The sequence below is a fragment of the Taibaiella lutea genome, assembly GCF_008629695.1.
Lineage (GTDB): Bacteria > Bacteroidota > Bacteroidia > Chitinophagales > Chitinophagaceae > Taibaiella > Taibaiella lutea.
Map to the genome: position 1 here is coordinate 821618 of NZ_VWSH01000003.1, position 19582 is coordinate 841199.

Below are 19582 nucleotides of genomic sequence, written 5' to 3' on the forward strand. Positions count from 1 at the left end.
CTATGGAAAAGGTTTTAGTAATCGGTGCAAAAGGAATGGCAGGACATGTTGTAAAAACATATCTTGAAACAACCGGAAGATATGAAGTGTGGGGTATTGCAAGAAATATCAATGAGTCGGCTAATGAAATTAGCCTGGATGTAAGCAGGGAAAAAGAATTGGAAGATGTTATAAAAAAGCATCAATTCGATTATGTTATAAACTGTATTGGCATTCTTAATAAAGATGCAGAAGACAATCCTTATAAAGCCATTTGGTACAACAGTTATTTCCCTCATCTGTTAGAAAAGTGGGGAGCAGAACTGCGATTTAAACTAATTCATATCAGTACAGATTGTGTTTTTTCAGGGAAAGGAAATGGCGGATATACGGAATCCTCATTTAAAGACGGAATCGGATATTACGCCCAATCCAAAGCATTGGGAGAAGTGGATAATGATAAAGATCTGACTATAAGAACTTCTATTGTAGGACCCGAATTAAAATCAGATGGAATTGGTTTATTTCATTGGTTTATGCAACAAGAAAAGCCAATAAAAGGATATGTCCATGCTTATTGGTCAGGCGTTACAACTATAGTTTTGGCGCAGGCAATCGATCAGGCAATTCAACAAAATCTGAAAGGCTTGTTTCAGCTTACCAACAATCAGAAAATCTCAAAATTTGACTTAATAAGTTTATTCAACAATCAGTTCAGAGGCGGTAAACTTGAAATAAGCCCGGACGCAAACTATAAAGTAGATAAAAGTTTAGTAAGCACGAGAAACGATTTTGACTTTAAAGTGCCTGATTACGAAACGATGGTTTTGGAAATGAATAAATGGATGCAACAACATCAGGAAACCTATAGGAATTACAAATGAAAATATTAATTGTCTCTCAATATTTTTGGCCGGAAAGCTTTAAGATAAATGACCTGGCACTTGGACTTAAAGAAAGAGGGCATGAAGTAACAATCTTTACCGGTAAGCCAAATTATCCGAAAGGAGCATTTTACGAAGGATATTCATTCTGGAAGAAAGCCGATGAATATTGGGAAGGTATAAAAATTTACAGAAGTAATCTGTTGCCAAGAGGCAAAGGCGGCGGATTGCGTTTAATGGCCAATTATTTATCGTTCGCTTTTTTTGCATCTGTTAAAGCCTTTTTCCAGAAGGGAGACTTTGATGCGATATTGGTTTATGAGCCGTCTCCTATTACTGTTGGTATTCCTGCTATTGCTTTAGGGAAAAAACTGAAAGTACCTGTATATTTTTGGGTACAGGACTTATGGCCTGAAAGCATTTCAGCGGCAGGGCAAATAAATAATAAACTGATACTTAATACCGCAAATGCAATTACGAAATGGATATATAAACATAGCAAAAAGGTCTTAATCCAATCAGAAGCCTTCACTGAGTATATTACTAATCAAGGTGTTCCTTTAGAAAAATTGGTTTATTATCCTAATTCCACAGAATCTTATTATAAGCCGGTAATGCCTTCCGATGAAATTAAAAATCTGTTACCGAAAGATGGCTTTATTGTTTTGTTTGCAGGCAATATAGGAGAATGCCAGGATTTTGAAACAACTGTTGAAGCCGCAAGATTAGTAATCGAAAAAGAAAAGAAAATTCATTTCGTGATTTTAGGTGATGGGCGAAAGAAAAAATTTGTAGAAGAGCAAGTGAGTAAATACAACCTTCAGAATAACTTCCATCTTTTAGGTAGTTTCTCTTCACAGACTATGCCAGCGTTCTTTGCTTGCGCAGATGCACTTCTCGTTACACTCGGAGATGACAGAATTTTCGATCTGACCATTCCGTCAAAAGTTCAATCTTATCTGGCATGTGGAAAAGCAATTATAGGATCTTTAAACGGAGAGGGAGCAAAAGTAATTGAAACCGCAAACGCGGGAGTCGTTGCTCCGGCCGGCCATCCTGAAAAATTAGCAGCGAAAATTCTTGAACTTTTCAATACTGATCCTGAAACGCGTGCAAAGATGGGAAAAGAAGGAAGACAATTCTTTAATGAAAATTTTGAAAGAGAGTTGTTACTTGACAGGCTTGTGGAGATTTTGAAGAAATAAATATTGCATCCATTAAAAATATTTTTTGCCATGACTAACCTCATCGTTACAGGTTCCAATGGATTTGTCGGAATAAATTTATGTCCTTACTTACAAGTCCAGGGGTTCAATATTTTTCCTTTAAACCTTAGGCAAATTGATTGGGCTGCTAATGTCAACATGCAGGCAGACGCCATTATTCATCTTGCAGGCAAAGCACATGATCTTTCTAATACTTCACATGCAGATGAATACTTTAAAATAAATACAGATCTCACGATTGCTTTGTTTGATATATTTTTAAAAAGCAATGCACGTGATTTTATCTATTTCAGCAGTGTAAAGGCTGCTGCCGATACAGTTACAGATGTTTTAAAAGAAAATGATAATCCCAGTCCCGTTACACCCTATGGTCAATCAAAACTTAAGGCGGAAAAATATTTATTAAGTCAAAAATTGCCCGAAGGAAAAAGGCTTTTTATACTTCGTCCCTGCATGATTCACGGGCCCGGGAATAAAGGCAATCTAAATCTCCTCTATAAATTTGTATCCAGGGGAATTCCTTATCCGCTGGCTGCTTTTCAAAACAGGAGATCTTTCCTGAGTATCGATAACCTTTGTTATGTAATTGATTCAATCCTGAAAGATGAAAATATTCCATCAGGAATATATAATCTTGCAGATGATGATGCTTTATCAACTAACGAAGTTGTGAGTATAATTGCAACAACACTACATAAGAAACCAAGATTATGGAGCATCTCTGCATCTCTGCTGAATGGTGTGGCAAAAGTCGGAGATGTTTTAAAACTACCTTTGAATAAAGAGCGTTTAAAAAAACTCACGGAAAACTATATTGTTTCCAATCAGAAAATTAAAGATGCTTTGAATATAAAAGCCTTGCCGGTTTCTTCAAAAGACGGATTGAAGAAAACAATTCAAAGCTTCTTATCCAAATAATATTAATTTAGCGGCAATAAATAAGGGAAGAGATTCAACATAATTCCATGTCAAAAATATATCTAACAGTTACTGCCCATCCTGACGATGAAGTGCTTGGTTTTGGAGCAAGTGCTTATGTGCTGAGTAAGCAGGGGCATACTATTATAAACTGTATTCTTTCGGGAAATGTAGATGCGCGTATGAACCGGCCTGAAGTGGAAGAATTAAATAAACATGCTAATAATGCTCAGGAAATAATTGGCGCCCAACCCCCGATCTTTGGCGATTTTCCCAATATTAAGTTCAACACGGTTCCACATCTGGAAATGGTTCAATTCATAGAAAAGATTATTGCCGGAGTTCAACCGGATTATATTTTTACGCATCATCCTTCCGACCTTAATGATGACCATCTGTGTACTTCCAGAGCTTGCCTTGCTGCTTCCAGATTGTTCCAGAGGCGTTCGGACATAAAGCCGGTAAGTGGGGTATATTTTATGGAAATTCTTTCTTCGACAGACTGGGCCTTCCCTTCCAATGTATTGCCTTTTCAACCAAATACATTTATTGAAGTCGGTAAAGAAGGGGTTGATAAAAAGATAGAAGCATTAAATGCTTACGAAGGTGTAATGAGGCCATTCCCTCATTCCCGCAGCAATGAAACCTTATCAGGACTTGCCGCATTAAGAGGAAGCCAATCAGGTAAAAATTATGCTGAAGCATTTCAGGCCGCTTTTCAAATCCTAAATTAAGATTATGTACCAGGGATTTATAAAACGTTTCATTGATATTATAGCATCATTCTGTGTCATTTTGTTGCTGTCGCCAATTTATTTAATAATAGCTTTTATCATTTATATTCAGGATAAAGGCAATCCTATTTTTAAACAATTCAGGGTTGGGAAAAATGAAACAGAATTTAAGGTCTTCAAATTCCGGAGTATGCCTGTAAACACACCCAATGTTCAGTCTAAAGACGTTTCTAAAATAAGTATAACTCCATTTGGTAAATTTATCAGAAGAACAAATCTGGATGAATTGCCACAGCTGTTTAATATACTGAAAGGAGATATGAGTTTGATAGGCCCGAGACCAAGCCTGAATTCACAAACGGAATTAATTGAACTCAGAAGAAATAAAAATGTTTACAAATGCAGACCCGGTTTGACAGGATTGGCACAGGTAAACGCTTTCGACGGAATGCCCGATGATACAAAAGCCATGTGGGATGGACGTTATGTTCAGAACATAACATTTATGAACGATGTCCGTATTGTTTTGAAAACCTTAATCTATTTGACAAAAAAACCACCCACCTATTAGTATGAAATTTGGATTTGTTACTTGCGTGCAGATAGGTTTAAGCTGCATGGAAGCTATTTATGAGATCGGAGGAAAACTCGACTTGATTATTAGTATACCTGATGAGAAATCAATCAATAAATCCGGCAGGATATTTGTGAATGATTTTGCAGAGAAAAACAATATACCTGTTGTGAAAACAAGGCATATTAATGATGAAACAGCAATTAAAGCGATTAAAGATTATGAAATTGACTGGCTATTTATAATCGGATGGTCACAAATCGCATCAAAAACGTTAATTGAAACACCAAAATCAGGAACAATAGGGGCGCATCCAACCTTGCTGCCACAGGGAAGAGGAAGAGCTGCTATTCCGTGGGCTATTATTAAAGGTCTTGATAAGACAGGTGTTACATTTTTCAAAATGGATGAAGGCGTTGATACGGGTCCTGTTTTAGGACAGGAAATTATTCCTTTGAGCAATGATGAAAATGCAACAAATCTTTACCGGAAAGTAAATAAAGCACATGAAACGCTGATTAAAAATATGTATTTTCAATTAGTGGAGAATAAAATTTCAGGTGAAATCCAGGACGAGTCACAGGCGACGGAATGGCCAGGCAGAAGACCTGAAGATGGAGAACTGTTTTCAACAATGAATATAGAAGAAGCAGATCGCTTAATAAGAGCTACTACACATCCTTATCCTGGTGCCTTTATGATGATAGAAGGTAAAAAAATAATTATCTGGGGTGCTTCATTGCAGTCAGTTGACAACGCAGTAAAACTGGATTTTCAAGACGGCTCTTTGTATGCAAAAGAGTTTATCTGGACATCTGAGTAAAAATACATATTATAGGAATTACAATCATCCGGATTGTTGGAATATATCTCTATTAAGCATACACCTTAATAGCCTTTCATCTGTGATATTTTGATTAAAATGCAAAAACTATATTCACAATCAGGGGCTATATTAACAGATATTTTTTATATTGTCATCATATTTTAATTTGATGACCGTAACTAAGCCTGTTATTCTCATTTTTACAGCATCTTATCTTCCGGGCTACAAAGCAGGTGGAATTTTGAGAACGATAGTTAATACTGTTGATCATCTTTATAAATATTATCATTTTAAGATTGTAACGTTAGATCGGGATTTAGGAGATAAAAAGGCCTATGATGCAATTACATCCGAAACCTGGTTGCAAGTTGGGAATGCCGAAGTATATTACCTGAAAGGGAATATAAAATTAGGAGAGAAAATTAAAAAACTCATCCGAAATACAGAATTTGACATTATACATTTGAATAGTTTTTTTGATCCTGTTTTCACCATAAAAATAATATCTTACCATTGGTTGCGATTATTTAAAAAGAAACCTGTAATTCTTGCACCAAGAGGAGAACTAAATAATACACAGCTAAAATTTAAATGGCATAAAAAGCAAGTATATATCCTGTTTTTTCGCTTTTTTAATTTGGATAAGCAAATTATTTATCATGCATCAGATCAGCAGGAAGCAAACGATATTTCAAAAGCATTGAACATTCCCCTTTTGCGTATAAAGGTGGCGCAGGATTTACCAAAGCCTATAGATACAGATATTCTTTTTGGTAATTATTATCCTCAGAATAAGCAGTTGAAAATACTTTTCTTATCAAGGATTTCAAGAGAAAAAAATCTGAAATATGCCATTGAAATACTTCAAATGGTCAATGTGAATGTTTGTTTTCATATTTACGGACCAATTGAAGATACCGTTTATTGGGAAGAATGTAAAGTGCTGATGAAATCAGTACCTGGAAACATCAGCATAGAATATTGTGGAATGGTAAGGCCGGAAGAAGTAGATGAAACAATGCAAAAATATGACTTGTTCTTTTTGCCAACATTCGCCGAGAATTTCGGGCATGTTATAGCAGAAGCATTGGTAAACGGATTGCCGGTATTAATCAGTAACGGAACTCCCTGGATAAATTTGCCTGCAAAAAGCTTCGGTTGGGATATTGATTTAAATGATCGTTCAGCATTCGTTCGTGTCATTGAACAATTTTCGAAGACAAATATTGAACAACGTATTGAAGAGAGGCTAATCAGGAAAACAGCTTTTATAAAGCAACTTCCAATAGCAAATATTATTCAGGAGAATGTTGAACTGTATAAAACGATATTATAAAAGTATATAAATCAACTTACTATTAAAATTGCACAAAGCCTATTGTGGTTATTAAATAAGTGATGATTGAAAGATGGAAAACAGAACTTACCAAATTTGCACCAAAACAATTATGGATACCTCAGATTCAGATATTAAATTTGATGAAGAAGGAATATCGGATTACTATCATAATTTTTATAAAAACATTTTACCCAATTGGAAGACTGATATAAATGGCTCTGTAGAAATACTAAGAATAGCTGAGGAAATTAAAAAAGCAGGGAAGGGGAAAAGCTTTGATTGTATTATAGGTGTAAGTGGCGGGATGGACAGTTCTTATGCAGCCTATATTGCAAAAGAAAAACTTGGATTAAGACCATTGTTGTTTCATGTAGATGCCGGATGGAACACACATCATGCCGTTGAAAATATAGAACGTCTGGTAGATAAGCTAAATCTGGATTTGCATACCGAGGTTATCAATTGGGAAGAAATGAAATCGCTTCATCGTTCTTTCCTGAAAGCCCAGGTTCCGGATCAGGATGTTCAGGATATTGTATTTTTTTCTGCCCTGTATCAATTCTCTAAAAAGCATAAAGTAAAACATGTTCTTACAGGCAGCAACATTTCAACGGAATGCGTAAGAGAGCCCGAAGCATGGGGGGCGTATGTTGGTATTGATAAAATGCTTATAAATGATATTCACCGCCGGTTTGGAGAACGGCCCCTGAAGACACTTCCAATGGTTGATATATTGTCTTACAAGATTTATTATAAATACCTTTTGGGGATGCAGGTAGTAAAGCCATTGGACTATTTTCCCTATATAAAAGCAGATGTTGAACGGGAATTAGAGCAACGGTTTGGATGGCAGCGATTCCAGCACAAACATCATGAATCACGTTTTACCCGTTTTTTGGAAAGCTATTGGCTACCTCAAAAATTTGGGGCAGACAGGCGAAGAGCGCACTTTTCAAGTCTTATTCTTACTGGTCAGATGACAAGAGAAGAAGCATTGGCCAAAGTTGCTAAACCGGAACTCGACGCTGTTTTTCTGGAACAGGAGTTTGAATATGTTGCACATAAACTGGATTTCACTGTCGAAGAATTAAGAACCATTTTTAACGGTGAAAACAAAAAGTGCACTGACTACAAAAACAAAAGGAATATTATCAGATTCGGAACAAAAGCAATGCAATTTTTAGGTATCGAAAAAAGAGTTTTCAGATGATTGCGATTGTTGACTATGGCCTGGGAAACATCAAGGCATTTGCCAATGTTTATCAGCAATTAAATATTCCCTTTCTGATTGCCGGTAAAGCAACCGATTTGAATAATGCCAGCAGGCTGATATTGCCGGGTGTAGGCGCTTTCGATCATGCAATTTTGTCTTTGGAAAAGTCCGGTATGCGCCAAACTTTAGATGAACTTGTTCTCGGAAAAAAAATGCCGGTACTCGGAGTGTGCGTAGGCATGCAATTATTCGCCAAATCAAGTGAAGAAGGCCTGCTCCCCGGATTAGGATGGATAGATGCCGAAGTCAGAAAATTTACAGCAACTTCTGATTCAAATGAAAATTTTCGTTTACCACACATGGGATGGAATGATGTAACACCTACCGCTGAAAATTTACTATGGCCGGGAATAAATGAAAAAACAGGTTTCTATTTCTTGCATTCTTATTATTTTGATTGCGAAAATAAAGAAGACGCTATCGGAGAAACAGTTTTTGATCATCGGACATTTACCTGTGCCGTAAATACGGATAATATTTTCGGTGTGCAATTTCATCCTGAAAAAAGCCACCAAAACGGAATACAATTATTAAAAAACTTTGCAGAACAGTAATGCTCAGACCCAGAATTATACCATGCCTGCTGATTAGGGATAAAGGCCTTATTAAAACGCAACAATTTAAATCATCAAGATATCTGGGTGACCCCATAAATGCTGTCCGCATTTTTAACGAAAAGCAGGTAGATGAATTAATGGTTCTGGATATTGATGCCAGCAAACAAAATAAGGAACCGGATTATAAAATGATCGACAAGATGGCGTCAGAATGCAGGATGCCGCTTTGTTACGGCGGAGGTATTCAGACAGTAGAGCAGGCACAAAGAATTTTCAGTTTAGGCGTTGAAAAAATTTCACTCAGTTCTGTTGCTATACGCAAACCTGAACTTATTCCCGATATAGTGGAAAAAGTGGGTAGCCAAAGTGTAGTAGTAACGCTCGATGTTAAAAAGAAAATTTTCGGTGGCTATGACGTATGGATTCATAACGGAACAATAAACACCAAAATAAGTCCCGAAACATGGGTAAAGAAATTTGAAGAATTAGGTGTAGGCGAAATTGTTATCAACTCCATAGATAAAGATGGGATGATGAAAGGATACGATTACCAACTGACCGATAAAATATTTAAAGCAACGCATGTTCCGGTTACCTTCTTAGGTGGTGCCGGCTCCCTTGCAGACATAGAAGAAGTTGTAAAGCGATATGGCTCCATTGGTGTTGCCGCAGGCAGTATCTTTGTCTTCAAAGGCAACTATAAAGCTGTGTTAATCAATTATCCGACTTCCGAAGAGAAGAACGAAATTAATTATCTTTCGCCTTTAGAGGCCTGAAAATATTAAATCGTTTATGCGTTATTACATCATTGCCGGCGAAGCCAGCGGCGACTTACATGGCAGCAACCTTATCAAGGCATTGCATGAAAAAGATGCAAATGCTGATATACGTTGCTGGGGAGGCGATAAGATGCAAGCCGCAGGAGCTACATTGGTAAAGCATTACAGGGATTTGGCCTTCATGGGTTTCGTAGAAGTTATTAAACACCTTGGAACCATTCTTAACAATATAAAATTCTGCAAACAGGATATTCTCCAATACAAACCTGATGTTTTAATCTTAATTGATTATCCCGGTTTTAACCTGCGTATTGCAGACTGGGCAAAGCTTCAGGGTATTAAAGTAGTTTATTATATTTCTCCTCAGATATGGGCATGGAAAGAAAACCGCATCAAACAAATCAGGCAATCCGTTGATAAGATGTTGGTGATTCTTCCATTTGAAAAGCCTTTTTATCAGAAGCATAATTATCCCGTTACCTACGTCGGACATCCTTTGGTGGAAGTAATTGACGCCGAACTACAAAAAACACATATTCCTCTTTCAGAAAAAGAAATCATCGCGTTACTCCCCGGCAGTCGCAGTCAGGAGTTGAAATTGAAGTTGCCCATCATGTTGAAAATGGTAAAACGTTTTCCGGAATATCAATTTGTCATTGCACAGGCACCGGGGCAAGATGCCGCATTTTATAAATCTTTGATAGGCGATTTGGATGTAAAACTATTGCAAGGCCAGACATATAACATCTTAATGCAAGCCAAAGCTGCATTGGTTACCAGCGGAACGGCAACATTAGAAACCGCATTATTTGGCGTTCCTGAAATTGTATGCTATAAAGGCAACCCCATTTCTTACTGGCTTGCAAAGAAGCTCATTAAAGTAAAATATATTTCCCTGGTAAACCTCATTTTAGATAAACCCGCCGTGAAGGAACTTATTCAAAATGATTTAAACGAAGAACAGTTGTATAAAGAGCTATACGATTTGATTCATAACAAAGAACGCATCGAACAACTACAAAGTGACTATACAAAATTGTGGGAATTGTTAGGCGCTGAAAAAGCTTCTGCAAGAGCAGCAGAAGAAATTGTTTCTATGTTGTAACAGTCATTGCTATTATTTAGCAACATTCAAACTGACTACAAAAGTACTTCCCGACCCATACTCACTATCAACAGAGATATTGCCGCTCTGCGCTTCTACAAACTCTTTACTGATAGCAAGCCCAAGGCCAGTCCCTTCTTTTTTTGTACCCGGAACCTTAAAATAACGGTCAAATATTTTATTGAGGTATTGTGGCGCAATGCCCTGCCCCGAGTCTTTTACAGCAAATTGAATCTTGTCATCTTTACAAACAATACTTAATGTTATTTCCGAATTATCATAAGAATACCGGATAGCATTTGAAATAAGATTAGTAAGCACCCAGGCTGTTTTTTCATTGTCCGCAAATACATCCGGCAGCAAATCAGAAACCTCGGTTTTCAATTGAATCTGTTTTTGCTCCGCCTGGACTTTATTAGCATCAATGGCAAATTGCAATATTTCTTTAGCATTTGCCGGCATCAGCGATAATTGAATATTGCCGCTTTCCACTTGTGTCATATTCAACAATTCTGCCGTTATTTTTAATAAGCGGTTGGAATCATCCTTAATACTGCCTACAAGGTTTTGTTGCTCCGCATTTAACTTGCCTATCTGTTCATTTTCCAAAAGCTGCAAACTCATTTTAATAGAAGCAATAGGCGTTTTAAATTCATGCGAAACAGTTGCGATGAAATTTGTTTTGGCAAAATCCAGCTCCTTATAAGCAGTTATGTTTTTCAGGATAATCACATGACCTATAACCTGAGGCAATTGCTCACCCGTCGGAACAATCGAAATGCGTACCGTTTCACGCTCAAAATACCCTTCCTTATTATCCGAAAATATTTTAATTGGCGGTTGCTTATTTTCTTTCAGATTTGTCTCCGGTGTCGTAAGCGTCTGAACCAACTCCCTTATCAAATCATTATGTATAGCAAGGTTCTGCGCCTGATGGCCAATCATATCTTTTGCAGGAATACCGGATAATTTAAATGCCTCTTCATTTGCAAAAATCACTTTTAATGATTCATCCAGACCAATGACAGGGTCATGCATATTATTAATCAAAGTCTCAATCCGCTTCTTCTCCATCATCAGCTTTGCAAGATTGCTATTGTTATATTCCTCCAGCTTCTGTGCCATCGTATTAAACGAAGCAGCCAGAGCGCCATACTCATTATGATGTTCAAGGTAAATCCGTTTCGAATAGTTTTTGTTTGCAATCTCTTCGATAGCAGAAGTGAGATTTCGTATCGGGTCAGCAATATTGGAAGGCAGATTGAAAAGTAACACAAACGCAATCAGGAAGCAGCAGGTACCCGTTATTGCAATATAAATGCTTGCATTCGTAGCCGTCTTCTTTGCCTGTTGACTTTTGCCCTGAATCGCTTCCATATTCATTCCCATCAGAATGGAAATATTCTGCCTGATATTTTTTCTTACCAGGCTGTCTACCGGATGCTGTTTCAACAATTCAAAATTCGTCCTGATATTTTTTGTTATTTCATCCTCGCCCGGCTCCGTAATATTGGCCTCCTGTTGTTTTAAACTGATATTAAACTTTTCGTTTGCATCCGTTCCATTTTCCTCCAGAGCAATCATCATATTCCTCGAAAACTCAAGAGAATTATAATTGTCAATAAGAATATTATTCGTATCCGATTTTAAAGCATTGATGTAAATAGCAGCCACCCCACTCAGTAATATAATGAGTACAAACAGCAAGCCCACACCCAGCGTAAGTTTGGTTTTAATTTTCATTTAAGAAAGAATTATAAGGTCAATATCATTGGATGATAATTTCTTTAGCAACTCATTGAAAATATTAGTAGCCAAAATTACGCGTAACAAATTCAAATGTGGTTTTCCGATGGCAATTGTTGAGATATTCCTTTCCTCAGCCTGTTCAATAATGGCCTTGGCCACACTCTTACTTTTTATTTTAATAATCTCTGCACCCAGCTCCGTAGCCAGCTTCAGGTTATTGATTAAATGTCGCTGCTTATCCAAAGGTATATGCTCCGCGCTTTCCTTTGGCGTCTGAACATACATTACATACCATTTGCTGTTGTAATAATTGGCTAACCGCGCTGTCTTTCTTATAACGACCTTGGCCGTTTTTTCATTGCTGCTGATGCAAGCCAGAAACCGCTCATGGCGAAGGGCTTTCGGCCGGCTCACTTCATGCTCCACCTTACGTTCCACCTGCGTCGCAACCTCCTTCAATGCAAGTCCCCGCAACTGAAGTATATGTTCACTTTGAAAGAAATTTTTGAGTGCGCTCTCAATCTTATCCGCCTTATATATCTTTCCCGCTTTAAGCCTTGCAATAAGTTCATCAGCCGTTAAATCAATATTTACGACCTCATCTGCCTGCGCCAGCACACTATCCGGAATGCGTTCTTTTACCTCAATCCCTGTAATTTGTTTTACCTCCTCATTCAGGCTTTCAATATGTTGAATATTGACTGCCGATATTACATTAATACCTGCATCCAGAATGTCCATCACATCCTGCCAGCGCTTTTCGTTCTTGCTGCCTTCAATATTAGTATGTGCCAATTCATCAACAATAACAACTTCCGGCCGGAGATTGATAACAGCATTTAAATCCAGCTCTTCCAGCTCTTTCCCTTTATAGAACAACTTTCTCCTGGGTATCACAGGCAATCCTGTCAGCAATGCATGAGTTTCGGCACGCTGATGCGTTTCAATAAAACCAATCTTTACATCAATCCCGTTTTTAAGCAAAGCATGTGCTTCCTGCAACATGCTGTAAGTTTTACCCACACCCGCGCTCATGCCGATATAGATTTTAAACTTCCCTTTTCTCGACTTTTGAATCAAATCAAGAAAATGCTGTACGGTTTTACCCTTTTCATTCATCTTTCATAATACTATTGATGTATCATTTCTGATTATAAATCTTTCCGGTTTCTATTTTATTTTCTCGCAGCGTCACTGCGACGCCGCGAGGAAAAAATCAGTTTTATATTACGAACCGGAAATATTAAATCTTATAAGCTCTGGTTCATATAATTATTTCATTAGGCGATACAAGAAAATTATATTTTGACTCGCGTCCTCCCCTCCTTTAGAGGGGAATGAGGGGAGGTAATTTATAACTTACAACCTGAACAATATAGCAGCAATAATCCTGTCTTCTGACTTTACTAAATCCGGTCTCCAGTTCGGGTCAAGAGCCGATGTAGTATACCCTGTTTGAGAAGTAACGCCACCTGGTCCCGCAAAATACGGAACGCTTGAATGGCGATGTACATATTCCACCCTGAATGTAATACTTTGGTTTGGCATAAAATCGAAATTAGTAGAAAAGTCCCATCCCTTGAAAGGGTCTCCCGGATTGGCGCTGAAAGGGAAAGCACCTTCTGTTTGTGTAGGATTATTAGGATTAGGTAAAGGACTCGCCTGACCTGTTGGATATAACACCAGGTATCTTCCCGGATTAGTCATAACACCTCCGCCCACAGTCCATGCTATTTTATTCTTCGCAAACCAGATGCGGTTATAAAACATAGCACTTGCAAAATACTGTGCAGGACCTTTGCTCGAATCGCCATTACTAAAGCCATTTACACCACCGCCCTTCTCAAATCCGATATCTCCCGTTAAAGAGAAAGCCATGCGGCTGATACCATTCGATTCAGGTTTGTTATAATAACGTACCAGCAAACTGTTATCTGAATGGAAACGTTTGCGTTGCGGAATATTTGCGGCATCTGTTCCGTAATAATCATTGGTCAGTAACTTCACATTGCTTTTCGGTACCCAGGTAATGTTACCGCCAAAACCCGGCATGCTGTTGAATTTACCATAACTCTGCCAGCCATTAATAAGCCATCCTTCAATCTTTAAATATTTTGAAGGAAATATCTGAAGCCGCACACCATTAAAAAACCAGGGCGTATTATCTGAAGTGAAAGATGCCTGGTATTCCCAGTTTTCCGGTTGGTAATAAGAATTCAGGCCAACATACGACATAAACATACCTGCATCAATATTAATGCCGTTCCATTTATTGAAATGATAACCTACATAGGCCTCGCTTAGGTTTCTATACACATTGGCAAGGCTATATTGTCCGCGATAAGGGCTCAAATCATTGCGTGGCACCACTTGCGAACGTGTTCCGAATTGCGTCATGATGCGGGCCCTCGCGCCTTTAAATTCAAAGTCACCGCCAAAATGCAATGCAGATAATTCCACTTCGTTATTTCTTGCCAGAGCTGTAGAACCAACAACTGTATTGTCATTTGGCTTATTAAAAGAATGCGTATAATTCACATCAACCATAAGGCTGGGTGTAAAATAAGGGATGTGGAATACAGAAGAATCCCTTCGGTCGTTCCCGTTTTGCCATGTCTGGTCCATTCCTTCAAATGGTTCTCCTTTTTGCTGTGCAAAAGATGGGATGCTTATGGCTGCACCCATTGTGAGTAGTAAAATTGATTTCGTAACTGTTTTCATTTTTGTCTATTTATGAGAGATTTTATCAAGAGCCAGGTTAAGATTCAATACATTGATTTTGCTTGTACCAAATAATCCCAGCATGGGCTTTTCTGTTTGTTGTTCAATCAGTGTTTTCAATGTTGCTGCGTCTATGCTGCGCACCGCAGCAATACGTTTCATTTGAACCAAAGCCGCATCCACAGATATATTGGGGTCAAGGCCGCTGCCACTTGCAGTTACAATATCTGATGGAATATCCTGTTTGCTTATACCCGGATTACGTGCCAGAAAAGTATCAATACGCTGCTGAACCTGCGCTAAATAATCAGCATTGGAAGGCCCTTTATTGCTGCCACCCGAACCGGCTGCATTATAATCAACTGCAGATGGCCGTGACCAGAAATAGCGGTCGCTTTTAAAGCTTTGCCCTACATTAGTATAATAACTTTTGTCGTTTTGATTAATAGTAAAACCCTTTCCTTTATTGGGAACAAGTTGCGCAATACCCCAGACCGCTGTTGTATAAATGCCGCAAAAAAATACCAAGCAAACAAGCGTTAAGCGTATGGCAGGAAGGAGATTCTTTTTCATTTGATTTTGTTTTTAAATAAAGAAGGAAACTAACAGGTCTATTATTTTAATACCGATAAAAGGCACAATCACACCGCCCAATCCATATATCAGCAAGTTGCGGCGAAGCAACGCACTTGCTCCTATAGGTTTATAAGCCACGCCTTTTAATGCCAGAGGTATAAGCATCGGAATAATGATAGCATTGAAAATAACAGCAGAAAGGATGGCGCTTTCCGGCGTATGTAAATGCATGATATTTAAACGTTGTAATGATGGTATCGTCACAATAAACAAAGCAGGAATGATGGCAAAATATTTGGCAACATCGTTCGCAATACTAAAAGTTGTCAACGTACCCCTCGTCATTAAAAGCTGCTTGCCGATTTCAACTATCTCAATGAGCTTGGTAGGGTCATTGTCAAGGTCAACCATATTGCCCGCCTCTTTTGCAGCCTGCGTTCCGCTGTTCATAGCCACGCCGACATCTGCCTGTGCCAATGCAGGCGCATCATTCGTACCGTCGCCCATCATAGCTACCAACCTTCCCTCACTTTGCTCTTTCCGGATGTAATTCATTTTATCTTCCGGCTTTGCTTCCGCAATAAAATCATCCACGCCCGCTTTTTCAGCAATAAATTTCGCAGTTAAAGGATTGTCACCCGTTACCATTACAGTCTTGATACCCATTTTGCGTAAACGCTCAAAACGTTCCTGGATGCCGGGTTTGATAATATCCTGTAATTCGATGACGCCAATAACCTTTTCATTTTCTGAAACAACCAACGGTGTTCCGCCATTGCCTGATATAGCCTTCACCTGTTCATTTGTCTCTTTTGGATACGCATTTCCTGCTATCTCGGACAAGTGTTTTATAGCATCCGATGCGCCTTTTCTGATGCGCGTGCCATCATATAAATCGATGCCGCTTGAACGTGTTTCCGCAGTAAACTTTATAGTCTGTGTAATCTTTTCCGTCTGCCTTGAAATGATTTTATTAATGCCTCCTGTCGGGTCCCATTTCAGTCCCAACTCCACAATCGACTTGCCCTCCGGCGTTTCATCGCTTAAAGAGCTTAACACAACGCATATCGCAAAATGGTTTTCATCCACGCCATTGGCAGGATAAAAATGAGTGGCCTTTCGATTACCGATTGTGATGGTTCCCGTTTTATCCAATAACAATACATCAATATCACCTGCGGTTTCAACAGCTTTTCCGCTCTTCGTAATAACATTAGCCCTCAGTGCCCTGTCCATTCCTGCAATGCCTATAGCTGAAAGCAAACCACCAATGGTCGTCGGAATCAGGCAAACGAATAAAGAAATAAATGCAGCAATAGTAATAGGAGCGTTAGCATAATCCGCAAAAGGCTTTAAGGTTACCGTTACAATGATGAAAACCAATGTAAAGCCCGCAAGCAATATTGTCAAAGCAATTTCATTCGGTGTCTTCTGACGGCTTGCACCTTCTACCAATGCAATCATCTTATCTAAGAAACTTTCACCCGGCTCTGTCGTAACCTTTACCTTAATCTTGTCAGACAATACCTTTGTACCACCCGTAACCGAACTTTTATCACCGCCCGATTCGCGTATGACAGGCGCGCTTTCACCTGTTATGGCACTTTCATCAATAGTGGCCAGTCCTTCTGTAATTTCGCCGTCAGAAGGAATAACATCACCTTCTATGCAAATAAACACATCGCCTTTTTGAAGTTTCGAAGAAGGTATTTCCATATAAGGCTCTTTAAGGAAAGTACTATCCTGTGTGGCTTCCGATGCGTTGAAAGATTTGCCCGCTATTAATCTTGCCGGCGTTTCCTCACGCGTTTTACGTAAATTGTCAGCCTGTGCTTTACCCCTTGCCTCCGCCAGACCTTCAGCAAAATTTGCAAATAAAAGTGTGAGAAATAATACAATGAATACCGTGAAATTATACACGAAACTACCTTGCGTTTTTTCACCTGCCAATGTCCAGATACTTACCAACAGCATAATGAGCGTTCCAATCTCTACCGTGAACATGACCGGATTACGGAACATTTTTTTGGGATTCAGTTTCAGGAAAGATTGCCTGAAAGCATCCTTCATCATTTCTTTCTGAAACAGCGATGTATTTTGAGTTTTCATTTTGATGAAATCATAGTTTTAATGCATGGTAAAATATTCTGCAATAGGCCCTAAAGTCAATGCAGGAAAGAAAGAGAGTGCAGCTACAATTACAATTACGGCAAACACCATAAGGCCGAATGTAGAAGTATCTGTTTTTAAAGTACCGTTCGTTTCCGGTATGTATTTTTTATTTGCAAGAATCCCTGCAATCGCTACCGGGCCTATGATAGGTAAATACCTTGCCATAATCATAACAACGCCGCAGGCAATATTCCAGAACGGAGTATTATCTCCCAAACCCTCAAAACCACTGCCATTATTAGCGCTTGAGGAAGTAAATTCATAAAGCATTTCGCTAAAGCCATGATGACCCGGATTATTTAACCAGCTTGCATATAATGTTGGATTTTTTGAATACAGAAAACAGGAGATAGCTGTGCCTGCCAATATCAGTAACGGATGAAGCAAGGCTATAATCATAGCTATTTTCATTTCCTTAGCCTCAATCTTTTTTCCAAGAAATTCCGGCGTTCTTCCCACCATCAGCCCGCTGATAAACACACCCAGAATAATGAAAATATAAAAGTTCAGGAAACCTACACCGATACCCCCAAAGAAGCAGTTAGCCATCATTCCCAATAAAGTAGTCATGCCCGAAAGCGGCGTAAGGCTATCGTGCATCGCATTCACAGAACCGTTACTGGTGCAGGTTGTATAGATAGCCCAGTTGGCAGATGCGGCAGAGCCAAACCTGACCTCTTTACCTTCCATGCTCCCCATGCTTTGTGTAATACCCAAATGAGTAAGTGCAACATTGCCCTGCGTCTCATTGTATACAGTCGGAATTAATAAAGCTAAGAACCCGATAGTCATTACCCCGAAGATGATACGCGCCAGTTTCTTTCTTTTCAATACATAACCCATTGCAAATACCATTGCCATAGGTATTAAGATGATGGAAATCGTTTCAACAAGATTGGTAAAGTAGTTCGGGTTTTCCAAAGGATGCGCTGAGTTTACGCCATAAAAGCCACCGCCGTTTGTGCCAAGCTGTTTGATAGCTACAAAAGCCGCAACAGGCCCTCTGCTTATCTTTTGAGATATTCCTTCCAATGTTGTAACCGTTTCTTTTCCTTCAAATGTCATTGGCACACCATTAAATGCCAACAGCGTTGCAACAACCAATGCTAAAGGCAATAAAACCCTCGTGCAGCTTCTTACAAAATAAGAATAGAAATTACCCAGAGCAGGTTGCGTTTTTTCTCTCATAGCTTTAAATACCACTGCACAAATAGCCATGCCCGTTCCGGCGCTTATAAACTGCCAAAGCATCAGCATCATCTGGCCTAAATAAGAAATACCCGTCTCGCCCGAATAATGCTGCAGATTCGTATTGGTAATAAAACTGATTGTCGTATTAAATGCCAGGTCCGCAGACATGGAAGGATTATGGTCGGGGTTCAACGGCAATCTCCCCATATTCGTAAGCACCAGCATCGAAATGATATACCAGACTGCATTGATACTTAAAAGTGCAGCCAGATGCTGCTTCCAGCGCATTTCCCTTGACGGGTCAATGCCGCTTAGTTTGAAGAAAAGATTATCAATCGGATTAAATATTTTGTCAGCCCATGTAGCTTCGTATTTGAATACCTTGCCAATATATCTTCCTAATGGAATAGCAAATATGATAACCAAAGCATAGGTAAGTATAACACCCGGTATTTCTGTGTTCATAATATCTTTAAAATTTTTCCGGTTTAAGCAACACATAGCACATATAGGCAAACACCACAATGGCTACAATAAATAAGATTGTCATGAATTATATGTTTTCAAACCAGTTAACAGATTTAAAGAAGAGCGCGAAAAACAGCAGCCCCAGTAGAGTGAGCAATATCGTTATCATAAACTCGAAGTGTTGATTTGTTTATAATATTCTCCCTGAAGACGCAGCGGAAGAAGGCTTTTGATATCGTAACGATACATTTCCAGGAACGATGTAAGCGAATACAGATATACATTTGAAATAGCATTCTTTAATTCGTTATTTCCTTTTGCAAATAAGCGGTCTACAATCTGAAGACATGTATTTGCACGCTCTACATTTCCCTGCATCAGTAAGTTCTTGGTAGTAGTTGCAAATGATTGCATTTTCAGATAGACATTTCTTTTTCCCTGAGTTTTCATTGTTGGTTACATTTATACACAATGAAACTCAATAATCATGCCATCTTAATACAATACGCTG

The 19582-nt window shown here is 38.7% G+C and carries 19 protein-coding genes; 11 read left to right on the forward strand and 8 right to left on the reverse strand.

Annotated features, from left to right (window positions below):
- Nucleotides 1-2: 2 nt before the first annotated feature.
- The 11 genes from F0919_RS14715 (at nucleotide 3) to lpxB (ending at nucleotide 10194) form a co-directional block, all read left to right on the forward strand.
- Nucleotides 3-863, forward strand: coding sequence for a dTDP-4-dehydrorhamnose reductase family protein (locus tag F0919_RS14715; RefSeq protein ID WP_150033526.1), 861 nt, complete (start codon nucleotides 3-5; stop codon nucleotides 861-863).
- Nucleotides 860-2068: a glycosyltransferase family 4 protein gene (locus F0919_RS14720; protein ID WP_150033527.1), complete on the forward strand. Its 1209-nt coding sequence runs from the start codon at nucleotides 860-862 to the stop codon at nucleotides 2066-2068. The genes F0919_RS14715 and F0919_RS14720 overlap by 4 nt, the downstream gene beginning before the upstream one ends.
- A 30-nt stretch (nucleotides 2069-2098) precedes the next feature.
- Nucleotides 2099-3007: an NAD-dependent epimerase/dehydratase family protein gene (locus F0919_RS14725; protein ID WP_150033528.1), complete on the forward strand. Its 909-nt coding sequence runs from the start codon at nucleotides 2099-2101 to the stop codon at nucleotides 3005-3007.
- Nucleotides 3008-3054: 47 nt separating this feature from the next.
- Nucleotides 3055-3741, forward strand: a complete 687-nt coding sequence (locus F0919_RS14730; RefSeq protein WP_150033529.1) for a PIG-L deacetylase family protein — start codon at nucleotides 3055-3057, stop codon at nucleotides 3739-3741.
- A 4-nt stretch (nucleotides 3742-3745) separates the two neighbouring features.
- Entirely contained in the window at nucleotides 3746-4312 is a 567-nt protein-coding gene (locus F0919_RS14735) for a sugar transferase (protein ID WP_190277402.1), read from the forward strand.
- Between the two features lies 1 nt (nucleotide 4313).
- Nucleotides 4314-5138, forward strand: a complete 825-nt coding sequence (locus tag F0919_RS14740; RefSeq protein ID WP_150033530.1) for a formyltransferase family protein — start codon at nucleotides 4314-4316, stop codon at nucleotides 5136-5138.
- Nucleotides 5139-5310: 172 nt separating this feature from the next.
- Nucleotides 5311-6477 (forward strand): glycosyltransferase family 4 protein, encoded by a 1167-nt coding sequence (locus tag F0919_RS14745; protein WP_150033531.1) that lies wholly within the window; start codon nucleotides 5311-5313, stop codon nucleotides 6475-6477.
- 73 nt (nucleotides 6478-6550) lie between these two features.
- Complete coding sequence (locus tag F0919_RS14750) at nucleotides 6551-7690, forward strand: N-acetyl sugar amidotransferase (protein WP_150033532.1); 1140 nt, start codon at nucleotides 6551-6553, stop codon at nucleotides 7688-7690.
- Complete coding sequence (hisH, locus tag F0919_RS14755; protein ID WP_150033533.1) at nucleotides 7687-8307, forward strand: imidazole glycerol phosphate synthase subunit HisH; 621 nt, start codon at nucleotides 7687-7689, stop codon at nucleotides 8305-8307. The genes F0919_RS14750 and hisH overlap by 4 nt, the downstream gene beginning before the upstream one ends.
- Complete coding sequence (locus F0919_RS14760; protein ID WP_150033534.1) at nucleotides 8307-9086, forward strand: AglZ/HisF2 family acetamidino modification protein; 780 nt, start codon at nucleotides 8307-8309, stop codon at nucleotides 9084-9086. The genes hisH and F0919_RS14760 overlap by 1 nt, the downstream gene beginning before the upstream one ends.
- 16 nt (nucleotides 9087-9102) lie before the next feature.
- Entirely contained in the window at nucleotides 9103-10194 is a 1092-nt protein-coding gene (gene lpxB / locus F0919_RS14765) for a lipid-A-disaccharide synthase (protein WP_150033535.1), read from the forward strand.
- 12 nt (nucleotides 10195-10206) lie between these two features.
- Here lpxB and F0919_RS14770 read toward each other — a convergent pair whose 3' ends face one another.
- The 8 genes from F0919_RS14770 to F0919_RS14805 all read right to left on the reverse strand — a co-directional run bounded on the left by F0919_RS14770 (nucleotide 10207) and on the right by F0919_RS14805 (nucleotide 19521).
- Complete coding sequence (locus tag F0919_RS14770; protein WP_150033536.1) at nucleotides 10207-11937, reverse strand: ATP-binding protein; 1731 nt, start codon at nucleotides 11935-11937, stop codon at nucleotides 10207-10209.
- Entirely contained in the window at nucleotides 11938-13062 is a 1125-nt protein-coding gene (locus F0919_RS14775) for a universal stress protein (protein ID WP_150033537.1), read from the reverse strand. It abuts the gene before it with no gap.
- 240 nt (nucleotides 13063-13302) lie between these two features.
- Nucleotides 13303-14664 carry a porin gene (locus F0919_RS14780; protein WP_150033538.1) on the reverse strand — a complete coding sequence of 454 codons (1362 nt, stop codon included), beginning with the start codon at nucleotides 14662-14664 and terminating at the stop codon, nucleotides 13303-13305.
- A gap of 6 nt (nucleotides 14665-14670) precedes the next feature.
- Nucleotides 14671-15237, reverse strand: a complete 567-nt coding sequence (locus F0919_RS14785; RefSeq protein ID WP_150033539.1) for a K(+)-transporting ATPase subunit C — start codon at nucleotides 15235-15237, stop codon at nucleotides 14671-14673.
- A 12-nt stretch (nucleotides 15238-15249) separates the two neighbouring features.
- The gene (kdpB, locus tag F0919_RS14790) at nucleotides 15250-17349 is read right to left on the reverse strand and encodes a potassium-transporting ATPase subunit KdpB (RefSeq protein ID WP_150033540.1); all 2100 of its coding nucleotides are present in this window, start codon (nucleotides 17347-17349) and stop codon (nucleotides 15250-15252) included.
- An 18-nt stretch (nucleotides 17350-17367) separates the two neighbouring features.
- The gene (gene kdpA, locus F0919_RS14795) at nucleotides 17368-19068 is read right to left on the reverse strand and encodes a potassium-transporting ATPase subunit KdpA (protein ID WP_150033541.1); all 1701 of its coding nucleotides are present in this window, start codon (nucleotides 19066-19068) and stop codon (nucleotides 17368-17370) included.
- Between the two features lie 7 nt (nucleotides 19069-19075).
- Complete coding sequence (locus tag F0919_RS18855) at nucleotides 19076-19153, reverse strand: potassium-transporting ATPase subunit F (protein ID WP_150033592.1); 78 nt, start codon at nucleotides 19151-19153, stop codon at nucleotides 19076-19078.
- A gap of 83 nt (nucleotides 19154-19236) precedes the next feature.
- On the reverse strand, nucleotides 19237-19521 hold the full coding sequence (locus F0919_RS14805; protein WP_150033542.1) for a DUF7674 family protein: 285 nt from the start codon (nucleotides 19519-19521) through the stop codon (nucleotides 19237-19239).
- Nucleotides 19522-19582: the final 61 nt, after the last annotated feature.

Coding starts and splice junctions, on each gene's coding strand:
- F0919_RS14715 (WP_150033526.1), top strand. CDS start 3: ATGGAAAAGGTTTTAGTAATCGGTGCAAAAGGAATGGCAGGACATGTT.
- F0919_RS14720 (WP_150033527.1), top strand. CDS start 860: ATGAAAATATTAATTGTCTCTCAATATTTTTGGCCGGAAAGCTTTAAG.
- F0919_RS14725 (WP_150033528.1), top strand. CDS start 2,099: ATGACTAACCTCATCGTTACAGGTTCCAATGGATTTGTCGGAATAAAT.
- F0919_RS14730 (WP_150033529.1), top strand. CDS start 3,055: ATGTCAAAAATATATCTAACAGTTACTGCCCATCCTGACGATGAAGTG.
- F0919_RS14735 (WP_190277402.1), top strand. CDS start 3,746: ATGTACCAGGGATTTATAAAACGTTTCATTGATATTATAGCATCATTC.
- F0919_RS14740 (WP_150033530.1), top strand. CDS start 4,314: ATGAAATTTGGATTTGTTACTTGCGTGCAGATAGGTTTAAGCTGCATG.
- F0919_RS14745 (WP_150033531.1), top strand. CDS start 5,311: ATGACCGTAACTAAGCCTGTTATTCTCATTTTTACAGCATCTTATCTT.
- F0919_RS14750 (WP_150033532.1), top strand. CDS start 6,551: ATGGAAAACAGAACTTACCAAATTTGCACCAAAACAATTATGGATACC.
- hisH (WP_150033533.1), top strand. CDS start 7,687: ATGATTGCGATTGTTGACTATGGCCTGGGAAACATCAAGGCATTTGCC.
- F0919_RS14760 (WP_150033534.1), top strand. CDS start 8,307: ATGCTCAGACCCAGAATTATACCATGCCTGCTGATTAGGGATAAAGGC.
- lpxB (WP_150033535.1), top strand. CDS start 9,103: ATGCGTTATTACATCATTGCCGGCGAAGCCAGCGGCGACTTACATGGC.
- F0919_RS14770 (WP_150033536.1), bottom strand. CDS start 11,937: ATGAAAATTAAAACCAAACTTACGCTGGGTGTGGGCTTGCTGTTTGTA.
- F0919_RS14775 (WP_150033537.1), bottom strand. CDS start 13,062: ATGAATGAAAAGGGTAAAACCGTACAGCATTTTCTTGATTTGATTCAA.
- F0919_RS14780 (WP_150033538.1), bottom strand. CDS start 14,664: ATGAAAACAGTTACGAAATCAATTTTACTACTCACAATGGGTGCAGCC.
- F0919_RS14785 (WP_150033539.1), bottom strand. CDS start 15,237: ATGAAAAAGAATCTCCTTCCTGCCATACGCTTAACGCTTGTTTGCTTG.
- kdpB (WP_150033540.1), bottom strand. CDS start 17,349: ATGAAAACTCAAAATACATCGCTGTTTCAGAAAGAAATGATGAAGGAT.
- kdpA (WP_150033541.1), bottom strand. CDS start 19,068: ATGAACACAGAAATACCGGGTGTTATACTTACCTATGCTTTGGTTATC.
- F0919_RS18855 (WP_150033592.1), bottom strand. CDS start 19,153: ATGACAATCTTATTTATTGTAGCCATTGTGGTGTTTGCCTATATGTGC.
- F0919_RS14805 (WP_150033542.1), bottom strand. CDS start 19,521: ATGAAAACTCAGGGAAAAAGAAATGTCTATCTGAAAATGCAATCATTT.